This is a genomic window from Flavobacterium sp. GSP6 (genome assembly GCF_003984855.1).
Classification (GTDB): Bacteria; Bacteroidota; Bacteroidia; order Flavobacteriales; family Flavobacteriaceae; genus Flavobacterium.
Map to the genome: position 1 here is coordinate 1 of NZ_RYDO01000015.1, position 13,449 is coordinate 13,449.

Annotated in this window: 12 protein-coding genes; 6 read left to right on the plus strand and 6 right to left on the minus strand. The window is 35.0% G+C overall.

The genetic code is table 11. From position 1 onward, the window contains the following. Positions 1 to 206 precede the first annotated feature (206 nt). From EKM03_RS12845 to EKM03_RS12855, 3 genes are all read left to right on the plus strand, one after another. A complete protein-coding gene (locus EKM03_RS12845; RefSeq protein ID WP_126461608.1) occupies positions 207 to 497 on the plus strand; it encodes a hypothetical protein in 291 nt (96 codons plus the stop codon). Between the two features lie 72 nt (positions 498 to 569). Continuing rightward, positions 570 to 704 (plus strand): anti-sigma factor, encoded by a 135-nt coding sequence (locus EKM03_RS12850; RefSeq protein WP_199741564.1) that lies wholly within the window; start codon positions 570 to 572, stop codon positions 702 to 704. Positions 705 to 904: 200 nt separating this feature from the next. After that, positions 905 to 2,353, plus strand: a complete 1,449-nt coding sequence (locus tag EKM03_RS12855; protein ID WP_126740545.1) for an IS1182 family transposase — start codon at positions 905 to 907, stop codon at positions 2,351 to 2,353. Between the two features lie 598 nt (positions 2,354 to 2,951). Here EKM03_RS12855 and EKM03_RS12860 read toward each other — a convergent pair. The 3 genes from EKM03_RS12860 to EKM03_RS12870 are packed head-to-tail and all read right to left on the minus strand — an operon-like array spanning position 2,952 to position 6,738. Beyond that, positions 2,952 to 5,627, minus strand: coding sequence for a hypothetical protein (locus tag EKM03_RS12860; protein ID WP_126740546.1), 2,676 nt, complete (start codon positions 5,625 to 5,627; stop codon positions 2,952 to 2,954). Positions 5,628 to 5,635: 8 nt separating this feature from the next. After that, positions 5,636 to 6,259, minus strand: coding sequence for a hypothetical protein (locus EKM03_RS12865; RefSeq protein ID WP_126554617.1), 624 nt, complete (start codon positions 6,257 to 6,259; stop codon positions 5,636 to 5,638). Further along, a complete protein-coding gene (locus EKM03_RS12870) occupies positions 6,256 to 6,738 on the minus strand; it encodes a T9SS type A sorting domain-containing protein (protein ID WP_126461620.1) in 483 nt (160 codons plus the stop codon). The genes EKM03_RS12865 and EKM03_RS12870 overlap by 4 nt, the downstream gene beginning before the upstream one ends. Positions 6,739 to 7,051: 313 nt before the next feature. Here EKM03_RS12870 and EKM03_RS12875 point away from each other — a divergent pair, with 313 nt between their 5' ends. Then, positions 7,052 to 8,215, plus strand: a complete 1,164-nt coding sequence (locus EKM03_RS12875; RefSeq protein WP_126740547.1) for an AraC family transcriptional regulator — start codon at positions 7,052 to 7,054, stop codon at positions 8,213 to 8,215. A 99-nt stretch (positions 8,216 to 8,314) separates the two neighbouring features. Beyond that, positions 8,315 to 8,650 carry an OmpA family protein gene (locus EKM03_RS12880; protein ID WP_233584092.1) on the plus strand — a complete coding sequence of 112 codons (336 nt, stop codon included), beginning with the start codon at positions 8,315 to 8,317 and terminating at the stop codon, positions 8,648 to 8,650. 79 nt (positions 8,651 to 8,729) lie between these two features. On the opposite strand, the gene EKM03_RS12885 is transcribed toward EKM03_RS12880, so the two are convergent. Continuing rightward, positions 8,730 to 9,311 carry a tRNA-(ms[2]io[6]A)-hydroxylase gene (locus EKM03_RS12885; protein WP_126461626.1) on the minus strand — a complete coding sequence of 194 codons (582 nt, stop codon included), beginning with the start codon at positions 9,309 to 9,311 and terminating at the stop codon, positions 8,730 to 8,732. 111 nt (positions 9,312 to 9,422) lie between these two features. Here EKM03_RS12885 and EKM03_RS12890 point away from each other — a divergent pair, with 111 nt between their 5' ends. Further along, on the plus strand, positions 9,423 to 10,664 hold the full coding sequence (locus tag EKM03_RS12890; RefSeq protein ID WP_126740548.1) for a glycosyltransferase: 1,242 nt from the start codon (positions 9,423 to 9,425) through the stop codon (positions 10,662 to 10,664). 56 nt (positions 10,665 to 10,720) lie between these two features. Here the strand turns inward: EKM03_RS12890 and EKM03_RS12895 are convergent, their stop codons facing one another. Together EKM03_RS12895 and pdhA are read right to left on the minus strand one after the other, a co-directional pair. Then, the gene (locus EKM03_RS12895; RefSeq protein ID WP_126569168.1) at positions 10,721 to 12,394 is read right to left on the minus strand and encodes a pyruvate dehydrogenase complex dihydrolipoamide acetyltransferase; all 1,674 of its coding nucleotides are present in this window, start codon (positions 12,392 to 12,394) and stop codon (positions 10,721 to 10,723) included. A gap of 7 nt (positions 12,395 to 12,401) precedes the next feature. Beyond that, positions 12,402 to 13,400, minus strand: coding sequence for a pyruvate dehydrogenase (acetyl-transferring) E1 component subunit alpha (pdhA, locus tag EKM03_RS12900; protein WP_126554627.1), 999 nt, complete (start codon positions 13,398 to 13,400; stop codon positions 12,402 to 12,404). Positions 13,401 to 13,449: the final 49 nt, after the last annotated feature.

Consider the following 13,449-nt stretch of genomic DNA (forward strand, 5'->3'; position numbering starts at 1 on the left):
ATTTGAACCCCAGTCTGAAAAGACTGGGGTTCTTTTGTTTATAGATACCACGTGTTCGCCATGCGGGCTCGGTTCGTAGCCTTTCTTTGAAAACCCCTATTCCGATAGGAATAGGGGGTTTTTGTTTTAAAAAATTATGTTTTTTTACTTAAATTTGGACAAAGTTTTAAACTAATTTTATTAGTACATGACAAAAACATATATTATTGAAATTCAACAAAATAACTGCTACTAAAAACAGCTCTTATAGAAGAATGCAAAGATTCATGAAGGAATTTTATTTTCGCATGAAAATAGTTTCTTCATTGATATTCATTTTATTATCAGCTAAATCCGATTTGGTATTGGTGCTAGATAGAACCAATTGGAAGTTCGGAACTAAAAACAGTAACATTCTGATGTTGGGAGTAAGTTATAAAAACGTAGCATTTCCATTGATGTTCAAAATGTTGGACAAACGAAGGAATTCAGATACACTAGGGAGGATTGATTTATAGAATGGTTTATGTAGATGCTACAGTATTACCGGAACCTCCAGAAGAATTGTATATCAAGTAGGGGCATTAAATTTGAATCCATTAACTCCTACAAGCATTGGATTATTAGATAATTTCAAGGTTAATGATCAAAAAATGTTTGCTGTAGCTAACGCAATTGATGCAGGAGCTTTTGGGATAACCTTAGAACCTAAGGAAGGAAGTTGAACCCTTACAATGGAACAATTATATACGTTAGGAAAAGTGTAAATAGTACTTCTTCTTAATTACTAACAAAAAAGGTTCAACCGTAAAGCGAGGGCACTGAAAAAGTCTTTTTAAGAATTAATTGTTAATAAAAAGGAGTAGAAAACTATAGTTTTTTGCTCCTTTTTTCGTATTTTTAATGGTAACCAAAAGGCTTTTAGATGTTAGTTCAACAACAAAAAATTCAATTCAGTCCGTACTCTTCGTTATATGATTTAATCGTTCCCAAGGACAATATGCTAAGAAAAATCAATGAGTTGATAGATTTTTCATTTATCTATGATGAGTTGCTAAATAAATACTGTACAAATAATGGTCGCACAGCAGAAAGTCCTGTGCGTATGTTCAAGTATTTACTTCTGAAAACAATTTATACCGTTTCAGATGTTGATGTAGTGGAGCGTTCCCGTTTTGATATGTCCTTTAAGTATTTTTTGGAAATGGCACCAGAAGAAGATGTTATCAATTCTAGTACGTTAACAAAATATAGAAAACTACGTTTGAAGGACACCGACTTATTAAATCTATTGATTAGTAAAACGGTGACTATAGACCTTGAAAAGGGCATTATCCGTCCTAAGTCTATTATAGTTGATGCCACACATACTTTATCGAGATCAAATCCATTTTCGGCAATTGCAGTATTGCGTGAGCGTTCAAAACTACTGCGAAAAACGGTTTATTTATTTGATGACCAATGGAAAGAACGTATGTCAGAGAAGAACAATACCAATGAATTAGAAAAGGAATTGGCCTATTGTAAAGAGTTGGAGAGACGGCTAGAAAAAGAACAATCTTTAAGTTCTATACTTGCGGTGAAAGAAAAATTAAACTTGCTTAAAGAAACGATAGAAGACACTCAGGAAAATTTTACGTTATCAAAAGATCCAGATGCTAAAATGGGGCATAAATCCGCTGATAGTTTCTTCTTCGGCTATAAGACTCATTTAGCGATGACCAAAGAGCGCATCATTACAGCAGCTGTAGTCACATCAGGCGAAAAAGGAGATGGCCCGGAGTTACCTAAACTTTTAGAAATTAGTCAGGAAAACGGAATCGATGTTGATATAATTATTGGCGATGGAGCCTATACAGGAAAAAAAAATCTCAAACTCACAAGTGGGCAAAATATTAAAGTGGTAGCAAGACTAAATGTTACAATAGCACAAGGGGCTAGAAAAGACGAAGATAAATTTGATTACAATAAAGATGCCGATAGATTTGTTTGTCCTGCTGGTCACATGGCTATACGAAAGGCTTGCCAAGGCAAAAAAAATGTTGGAACCAATCAAATACAAACCTACTATTTTGATGTGGAAAAATGTAAGACCTGCTCTTTAAAAGAGGGTTGTTATAAAGAAGGAGCCAAGACAAAAACATATTCGGTGTCGATAAAATCGGACTTACACCAAGAACAAATTAGCTTTCAAGAAACTGATTATTACAAAGAAAAAGCAAAACACCGATATAAAATAGAAGCGAAAAATAGTGAGTTGAAAAATGTACATGGTTATGATAGAGCAATATCATATGGCATTACCAATATGCAAATGCAAGGTGCAATAGCAATTTTCGCAGTCAACTTAAAAAGAATACTCAAATTAATGTAGGAAAATCAAAGCTACATGCGCAGTACACTCAATGAGCCTATAAAAGTCAAAAATCGACTCATATAACCTATAATAAAAAACAGTTGTAAAAATTAAAACGCTCATAAAGGATCTTTAAAATCCTGTTATAAGCGTTTTTTTATTGTCTAAAAAACGACTCTAATCAAAATAAGTGAAGTTTTTCAGTGCCCTCCGTAAAGCTGAACCTTTTTTATATAAAAATCTAAATAACAATAACTATAAAAATTATCGCTAATTTGCATCATTGGCTCAAGGTCATTTTTAAATTTTACGTGAAATATCACTTCGCAAAATCTACTCTTATTAAAATATTACCACAACCATCCTTTGTTACAAAAAGCAAAAACTTTGTCTATGCTATCCATCGAGGTGTTCTTTCTTTAGCCCTGAATATACTCCTTACCAATTTCAATGCATCCCTTTTTACCCCCCCCCCCCCCTTGGATAATTACAAACATTCATTTATTTTTTTGAAAAAATCTTTATCCAAGGGTATAAATCATAATAAGTGCTATTTTTTAAATTAGACCGCTTATGCGGTAATGAAAAAATGGTTAATCCCGATAGCTATCGGGAGTTAAAAAGCCCTAACTCCACGTACGGAAACCGCGGTGGTCTTAAGATCGATTATGACGTAACCAAGTAAGAAACTGAAGTTATACGCCATAGAGTTTGTATTTTCGGTACTGCTCCAATAGTTAGCTGATATTGAAAGCAGTGTGTTGTTACCTGCTCGCAAAGCCTTTTGTGCACTATAACGATTGGAATACAATAATATTAATTCATCAATACTTGGCAAATACCACTCAGGGCCTAATCCGTTAATATAAGTTTTCGTTGGGCTTCCTGTCATTAAATTGGTGTTAAATGCACCATCTTCGGTACGGTTGGCACCTGTAAGTGTGGGTGCTGTTTGCCATGCATATGTGTTTTCGGTAAGCGCAACGATAAGCCCGTGTTCTAAACCATCGCTACCTTTGTAGAGATAATAAATTATGCCACCATTAAAGAGTTCGCCAAGGTAATGTGTAAAACCACCCGATGCTGCTGCCCAAGTAGCCACACCACTTCCATTTGTTGTAAGTACTTGCCCGTTGGTGCCATTTATAGCAGGATAAGTAATACCACCAGCGGTTAAACCTCCAGTTAATGTCCAGTTCGTACCATTATTTTGTGCTTTAATGGCTCCTGTACCGTTGGCTAAAATGATGTTGTTGGTAAGCGTTGTGGCTAAACCTGTTACATTAGCCCCTAGTATGGTGTTGCCAGATCCTGTACCGGAACCTGCACTTACACCTGTATTGTAACCGATAGCAGTATTGTTGTTGCCTGTTGTGTTTTCGTACATCGCATCCTTACCTATAGCAGTGTTGCCGCGACCTGAGGTGTAGTAAAGGGCATTAGAACCAATACCAGTATTGTTACTGCCGATTGCGTTAATGTGAAGAGCATTAACACCGATAGCAGTATTTTCGCTACCTGTGGTGTTGTTTCTAAGGGCTAGAGCGCCATTGGCGGTGTTAACGCTACCTGTGGTATTGACCTTTAATGCCTCATAGCCTACCGCTGTACTATAGAATGAATTGCCTGTACCACGCCCTACAGTAATTTCATTGAATTTCGCATCAGTGCTAAAAGTTTTTACGCCCGCAACAGTTTGCGCAGTTGTTAAATCTACAAAAGAACCTCCAGCAGAAGTTGCCGCATTTACAAATGCGGTTGTGGCTAAGGCGGTCGTATTATTTCCAACCGCTTGAGTTACGCCAATAGTTCCGGTTGGCAATATAGGTGCGCCGGTAAAAGTTGGAGAAGCTATATTAGCTTTTAAGGCTAATGCGGTATTTGTAGCGGCGATTGTTGTTAAGCCGCTCAAATCTTGATCCCCTGAGTTAGTGCCCGATTGATTGCCAAGTTTTGTGATTTCTGTTGCGTTGATAAGTCTTTCTCCTGTTACTTTATCTACTTTGGATCCTAATGCAGTTGCGGTTAATGTTGAAACAGGTTTATTAACATCGCTGGTATTATCTACATTACCTAAGCCCACCATTGTTGAGGTAATTCCTGCTACCGTTCCGGTAAAAGTGGGAGAAGCTAATGGTGCTTTCAGGTCTACCGCACTTTGATCTGATTTAGCTGCCAGCGCAGCTAGACTCGCCTTTAAGTCTAATGCGGTTTGTATGGCAGTTGATATCGGCTTTGCTGCATCGCTTGTATTATTTACATTGCCTAAACCGACCATCGTTGCTGTTACTCCAGATACAGTTCCGGTAAAAGTAGGAGAAGCTAATGGTGCTTTCAGGTCTACCGCACTTTGATCCGCTTTAACTGCCAGCGCAACTAAACTCGCTTTTGCATCTAATGCGGTTTGTATGGCAGAGGAAACAGGTTTATCTGCATCTGCTGTGTTATTTACATTGCCTAAACCTATATCGGTTTTATTTAGTGTTATTGCTCCGTTTACCTGTGTAACTCCGTTAACTGAAGTGGTTAAACCAGCTGCTCCTGTTGCACCGGCTACTCCTGCTGCGCCAGTATCCCCTTGAATTCCTTGGGGTCCTGTTGTAGGTACTTGACTATCTACATAAGTCTTAACCGATTTTACCGTTGGATATTTAGTATCTGATGCAGCATCAGTTGCAATACTAGTGCTTTTGTTTGTTACATTTTCTTTTAAACTGAATACTAATTGAGCAGCGGCACTTATTGGTTTATTCAAATCGCTCGTATTATCCATATTCTCCATTCCGAAGTTTGTTTTTAAACCACTCATCGTAATCGCTCCGGTACCTCCATTTTCAATAGCCACCATACCAGTAACATTTTCTGCATTTTTAGTAAAAAACGCAAAAGGAACCGAATTAAAGTGCTGATTGCTTATTTCAGTAAAAGAGTTGCAACTGCCATTTGTGTTAATAGCCACTATCAATTTTTTACTGATAGAATTCCATACGATTTCCTGAAAAGAGGAAGCATACCCGCCTGTTTGTGATCCTGATCCAATGATCAGATTGACCATTCCAAATTTATCTGTTTTAGTTTGAATCACTTCCTGATATTCTACATTAGAATATTCGTCAACAAATTCAAACTTCATGCAAATGTCTTTACTTACTAAAAAAGCATTTGAATTATTTACTCCTGGTATTTTTTCTCCTTTTGGATTCAAAATTACGGCCTGATAGGTTATCCCATTAGTTTGCGCAAAATTTTTGGCGCCAATAAAAAGGAAAATAAGTAGAATTATTTTTTTCATAATTTAATTTATTTAATTGGGAAATTAACACCTAATTGTAGTTGATGGGTCATGAATGATATTTTTTCAGTTGTCGAATTGGATATGTTTAAAGTTTGACCATAATTATAGCCAATACTTAAAAAACCCAGGGAAGGAACACGATACTTGACTTGAAAACCGATGGATGATTCCACTACTAGTCCCGTAAATTCCTTTTGGTGCACTAAATCATAATAAGCGCCATCTATTTTTTGTTTTCCATAAATGATGGTTTCGCCTAAAATACCCACTTGCAGTAAAAAATTTAATTTATGAAAATCGTCCATAGGGAACAAAGAAAATCCTAATCCTGTTTTAACGCCCAGGTATTTAGTTTCCCAACTATAGGAATTTGCAACATTCCCGCCTAGGGCATTATATTCATTAAGAGAAAGTCCATATGAATAAAGTATATGCTTATTTAGTATCGGTTTATTAAACCCAATTTCATAAAAATTACCCGTTCCGCTTTGAAGATCTGGATCTGATTGCCCAAAGCCATTCTTATAATCATACTTTGTAAAATTCTTTCCTGTATTTAAAAAAATTTCTTGTGAAAATAATTGACAGGAAGTAATTAAAATAACAAATAGTAGGTAATTTTTCATCATCGTTTTATAATTTTAGTATAATAATTGAGGTTGGTGGAATTTAGTCGTACTAGGTATTCTGAACTTGGCAACTGTGCCAAATTAATAGTCAAAATTGTGTTGACGGATACTTTTTTTTGTTCAAATATCAAACGTCCCAAAATATCAAAAATAGAAATGGTAATTAGATCAGTAATCGATTCTGAGAATTGAAAATTGACAGTTTCAGTAAATGGATTGGGATAGGTTATGGTTTTAATACCTTCAATCACATCTATTTTATTGGAAGTAATATATTTCCCCCAAAGGCTTTGCTGAAATCCTTGCATTACGGTATAATCTTTATTCGTGGAAGTTCCTGTCATACTTTGCTGACCAATAGTTTGTACTACTATCAAACCATTATATGTTTTTGTTGATATCCCTTGAGAAGAAAGCATTTCATGGTGTAGTACCTGTGCATAAAAAGCTGTACTGAAAAGTAAAAGTAAATATTTCATATAAACGGATTTTGATGTAATGATAAGACAAAAAAAAAGCTATCAAACATCATAAATCCGACGAACTACACAAATTAATCAAAATAGTAAGAGTTTTTGAGTTTTTAGTAAATAATAAATTCAAAAAATGATACAATAAAAAGTAATTCTGAAATCAAAAAAGAATTGTTTCAATGTTAATTTAAAAACATATTACTTGTTTTTGAATTTTTTTGCTACCGAAAAATTGAATTAATAATATATATTTGTCTTTGTGTCGCAGCGTCTATTTCAGTAAAAACAAATTTTTAGTTTTATTTAAAATATATAAATTTTGATTATAAATTTACTTTTCATTATCACTGGTTTTTTAGGCTTTTTAACCTTAATAATAATCCTAGCAAGCTTTAGAAGAAATAAAACGATCAATTTTTATTTAATATTGATTTTTACTCTAATTTCTATTCGTTTTCTATTAAGCGGATTTTTCTCTTTTGGTTATTTAGTTTATTTAAAAGAACATTATATTAATTACTGTAAATTTTTAATACTAATCATTCCTAGTTTATATTTGTATTTTAAAAATTTAATTGCCGATCAGAAGCTATTTATGAAGGCTGATCTTGTCCATTATATTTTCCCTCTTGCATTTTTGGCGATAAATTTATCTGTCGTAAGTACAAATTATTTCTTGCCACCCTCTTTTTATTTTTCCTTCTTTTTAGTCTTAATATTGTACACCATAACATACTTTTTTTTGGCTTACCAGATATTAAACAAGAATGTTTGGGCAAAAAAAAATGGAGAAAGTAATAGTAAACATAGTATATTGATTAAAAAATGGAACCTTTTTTTGTTCATCATAGTATTAATTATTTCGCTTAAACTTTTTGCGACGCTCTTTTTAGTTAACGATTATCGCAGTGGTTTTGTTGTAGCCGATCGTTTTCAGTGGATAGGTGCAATAATTTGGATAATAACTTTTTTTAGAGTATTAATATCTCCAGAATTACTTTATGGCTACCCAATTTTTGATATCATGAAGGAAACAAAAAAGGTCAATCTGTTATTGGATACAGATTGGATTGTTGAATTTAACAAAGAGCAAAAAAAAGATCAAGATAGTAAATTACAAGAAAAAATTGATAAATATATTATACGGTATATTAATGAAATTGAGGAAATTTCTAGAAAATTTGAATTGTTTCAAGATTCAAAATTTTCAATAGTTGACTTAGCAATAAAATTAAACATTCCCAATAGCCATTTAAATTATCTTTTTAAGTATCATTCTAAAATCTCGTTTTTAGATTATAAAAAGAAAATCCGAATTTATCGTTCAATTCTATTGATTGAATCGAATTATTTAAAAACAAATACAATGGATTCATTGGCAAAAGAAGTGGGATTTGCCTCGTATAATCCCTTTTTCACCAGTTTTAAAAATATTACTGGAATTTCTCCACAAAAATATATTCTCCAAGAAAATGATTTTTAAAAAACAAAAAAAGCTTCCAATTTTATAGATTGGGAGCTTTTTTTTATTAGATTAAATCCTATTTCTAGTCCTTATTTTTACTATAGTATTTTCTATATTTTGAATCCTATTTATTTCGATTACAACAAAAGTAATATAACAAAAAAAGGCGCGACAGAACTTGATAAATTGGTTTATGTGATGGCTCAAAATGATCAATTAAAAATTAATGTAAAGGCACATACGGATTCCAGAGGAACAGAGGAATTTAACTTGGATCTTTCTGAGAGAAGAGCAAATGCTGCGGTAGCTTACATTGTTTCAAAAGGAATTAGTGTTGATAAAATAACAGGAGAAGGGTTTGGCGAATCAGAATTTAAAGTGGATTGTCAAGAGAATTGTACCGATGAGGAGCATGCCTTAAACAGACGTTCGGAGTTTATGATCGTTAAATAATAGACTAGAATTTTAAGTAAACAAAAACAGGATACCGTAAAGCATCCTGTTTTTATTTACTATTAGATTGTCTGTTTAATTATCCATGAATCGTTTCCTGTTTTCCGTAATTAGTGATAATTGATCCTTCAAATTCTATCCATGCTGCCCATCTTTTGTCAACATCTACATTATCAGCATATTTCCGTGCAAATCTCAAAAATGTGGTGTAATGTCCCGCTTCACTAATCATTAAATCTCTGTAAAAAGTAGCCAGTTCAACATCTTTTATGTTTTCTGATAAAACTTTAAATCGTTCACAGCTTCTTGCTTCAATCATTGCTGAAAATAATAATCGGTCACACAATGCATCTTTTCGGCTGCCATCTTTTTTCATGAATTTGAAAAGTTCATTTACATAATGGTCTTTTCTTTCTCTGCCTAAAGTCAATCCTTTGCTTTTTATTAAGTCATGTACCATTTGCAGATGTTCTAACTCTTCTCTTGCAATTATTAACATTTCGGTTACTAGTTCTTCTATTTCCGAGTTGTAGGTAACAATACTGATGGCATTTGAAGCAGCCTTTTGCTCGCACCACGCATGATCCGTTAGAATTTCTTCTATATTTGATTCAACTATATTTACCCAACGCGGGTCTGTGGCTAATTTTAATCCTAACATACTGATGAAATTTATTTGGTGCAAAATTAGTGTTTTATAATCTATTTTTGATTCAAATGACCAGATTGAACTCAAAATAGCATTATTTTGCAATTGAAATTTTATAATACTATGAATCAAGTTCAAAAGCTTTTAATTATTGGTTTTGTTTGGCCGGAACCCAATTCGTCTGCAGCGGGAGGAAGGGTGATGGAATTAATTTCACTCTTTAAAGCGCAAGGTTTTAGCATTACGTTTGCCAGTCCTGCACAAAACAGTGATTACATGGTTGATTTACAAGAGTACGAAGTGGAGAAAATAGCAATAGAACTTAATAATTCCAGTTTTGATGTTTTTATAAAAGAACTGAATCCTGGTGTGGTTTTGTTTGACCGTTTTATGATGGAAGAGCAATTTGGTTGGCGTGTTGCCGAAAATTGTCCGGATGCGTTACGGTTGCTAGATACCGAAGATTTACATTGCCTGAGATTGGCTCGTCAGAAAGCATTCAAAGAAAATCGTTCCTTTAAGACTACTGATTTATTTGTTGAAGAGGTAGCCAAACGTGAAATAGCCAGTATTTTACGTTGTGATTTGTCTTTGATGATTTCTGAATTTGAAGTGGAACTTTTGGAATCTACATTTAAAATTGAGAAAGCCTTATTGTATTATTTGCCTTTTTTATTGGAACCAATTGTTGTTGCCGAAATAGACAAGCTACCTTTCTTTGAAAAACGAAAAGACTTTGTTTTTATCGGGAATTTTCTTCATGAGCCCAATTGGAATGCGGTTCAGTATTTAAAAGAAACGATTTGGCCCTTAATTAAGATGCGTTTGCCAGAAACAGTTTTGAATATTTATGGTGCTTATCCTTCTCAAAAAGTACTGCAATTGCATAATAAGAAAGAAGGCTTCTTAATCTTGGGACGTACCATTGATGCGCAAGAAGTTGTGAAGGAAGCACGAGTGGTTTTGGCTCCTTTGCGTTTTGGTGCGGGTATTAAAGGGAAATTATTAGAAGCCATGCAATGCGGAACGCCAAGCGTAACAACTACTATTGGTTCAGAATCCATGCATGGTGATTTGTCTTGGAACGGTAACATCACGGATGATGTTGTTGATTTTGCGGATGTGGCAGTACAATTATATCAAGACAAAACAATTTGGCTTCAAGCCCAACAAAATGGACTAAAAATTATTAATCAGCGATATGTAAAATATTTGTTCGAAAATAACTTTAGAACTAAAATAGAATTTTTATGTGCTAATTTGAAGGAACATCGACTACGTAATTTTATGGGAGCCATGTTGCAACACCATACTTTAAAAAGCACAAAATATATGTCGCGCTGGATTGAAGAGAAGAATAAATAAAAAATCCCGTCAAGTTTTTGAAACAAGACGGGATTTGTATTTTAAAAACGGAGTTATTACGCAAGCATCGTAACTGGGTTTTCTATAAATTGTTTCAATGTTTGTAAAAATTGAGCTCCAGTTGCGCCATCAATTGTTCTGTGATCGCAAGCTAAAGATAACATCATTGTGTTTCCTACCACAATCTGACCATTTTTCACTACTGGTTTTTCTACAATAGCTCCTACGGATAGAATAGCAGAATTGGGTTGGTTAATGATTGAGTTGAACTCAGTAATACCAAACATTCCAAGATTAGAAACGGTAAAAGTACTTCCTTCCATTTCTGTAGGTAATAATTTTTTGTTTTTAGCTCTTCCTGCAAGATCTCTTACGCTTCCGCCAATTTGAGATAAACTCATAGCATCTGTAAAACGCAATACAGGAACTACTAATCCGTCTTCAACCGCTACAGCAACTCCTATATTCACGTGATGGTTTATAAGAATTGAATCTTCTCTCCATTGTGAATTCACTTTTGGGTGTTTTTTTAAAGCCATTGCACACGCTTTTATCACCATATCGTTAAACGATACTTTTGTGTCCGGAACACTGTTAATGATTACTCTTGATTGCATTGCTTCATCCATTGCTACCTCTATCACTAAGTTGTAATGTGGCGCGGTGAATAAAGATTCTGCTAAACGTTTCGCAATGATTTTTCGCATTTGCGAATTTTTGATTTCTTCTGTAAAAATTTCTCCTGCCGGAACAAATACTTTAGGCGCAGCTGCAGTTTCTGTTTTGGCTGGTGCAGCCGCTACATTTGTCTGCGCTGGAGCGGCAGTTTGTGGCGTGAAGTTTTCAATATCGCTTTTTACAATACGTCCGTTTTCACCAGAACCTTTTACTTGTGTCAATTGAATTCCTTTATCACTTGCAATTTTCTTTGCTAATGGGGATGCTAAAATTCGTTGCCCGTCAGTTGATGCTTCTTGAGCAAGTGGTTCTTGAGTCACTGGCTCTGAAGTTTTTTCTGTCGAAGCGACTTCTTTTTCTATCTCTTTTTCAGCTACGGGTGCTGCTTGTGGTGCTCCGCCAGTTTTATGATTTTCTGCAATTCCGGAAATATCCGTTCCTGCTGGTCCAATGATTGCTAAAAGGCTGTCTACTGGTGCTGAATTTCCTTCTTCAATTCCAATATACAATAAAGATCCTTCGTTGAAGGATTCGAATTCCATTGTTGCTTTGTCTGTCTCGATTTCAGCAAGAATGTCTCCTTCGGCAACTGTATCGCCTACTTTTTTTAACCAAGTAGCAACAGTTCCTTCGGTCATGGTGTCACTTAAACGTGGCATAGTAATAACTATAACTCCCTCTGGTAAAGCAGTGGTAGTAGGTTTTGTTTCTTCTTTTATAGTATCGGGAGTTGCTTCTGTAGTAGCTTTTGCTTCTTCTTTAACTGGAGCCACATCAGCTGTTTTTCCAGCGATTAAGTCAGAAACATCTTCGCCTTCATCTCCAATAATTGCTAACAAAGAATCTACAGCTGCGGTTTCTCCTTCCGGAATACCTATATATAAAAGAGTTCCTTCATTGAAGGATTCGAATTCCATTGTTGCTTTGTCTGTTTCAATTTCGGCAAGGATATCGCCTTCGCTGATTTTGTCCCCTACTTTTTTTAGCCAAGTCGCTACCGTTCCTTCCGTCATCGTATCGCTCAAACGAGGCATTGTAATTATTGTTGCCATAATTGATTTATAGTTTATGAGGTAAAAATGGATAGTTCTCTTGTTCGTATACTACATCGTAAAGTTGTTGAATAGGTGGGTATTCAGATTCTTCAGCAAATTTCACACATTCTTCAACTAAACTTTTCACTCTCTTATCGATTGCTCCAATTTCTTCATCGGTAGCATATTCTTTTTCTTTAATTATATCTAAAACCTGTGTAATTGGATCGATTTTTTTGTACTCTTCAACTTCTTCTTTCGAACGATACAATTGCGCGTCTGACATTGAGTGTCCTCTGTAACGGTACGTTTTCATTTCAAGAAAAGTAGGTCCGTCACCACGACGTGCTCTGTCAATTGCCTCTGTCATTGCTTCAGCAACTTTTACAGGATTCATTCCATCTACTGGTCCGCAAGGCATTTCATATCCTAGACCTAGTTTCCAGATATCAGTATGATTCGCTGTTCTTTCTACAGATGTTCCCATGGCATATCCATTGTTTTCAACAATAAATACGACAGGAAGTTTCCATAACATTGCCATGTTGAAGGCTTCGTGTAAGGATCCTTGACGTGCGGCGCCATCACCAAAATAGGTCATAGTAACACCCCCAGTTTCAAAATACTTGTCTGCAAAAGCCAATCCTGCACCTACAGGTATTTGTCCGCCCACAATTCCGTGTCCACCATAAAAACGGTGTTCTTTTGAAAAAATGTGCATAGAACCACCCATTCCTTTTGAAGTTCCGGTAACTTTTCCTAAAAGTTCCGCCATCACACGTCTGGGATCAACTCCCATTCCTATTGGCTGAACGTGATTTCTGTACGCGGTAATCATTTTGTCTTTTGTCAAGTCCATGGCGTGCAATGCACCGGCTAGTACTGCTTCTTGACCGTTGTATAAATGTAGAAAACCTCTAACTTTTTGTTGGATGTATAATGCGGCAAGTTTGTCCTCAAACTTTCGCCAAAGCAGCATGTCTTCATACCACTTTAAATATACTTCTTTTGTAACTTCTTTCATCTGAATTTTTCTTTTGCTAAAGTGTTATTGTATTATCAATGTGTACCTA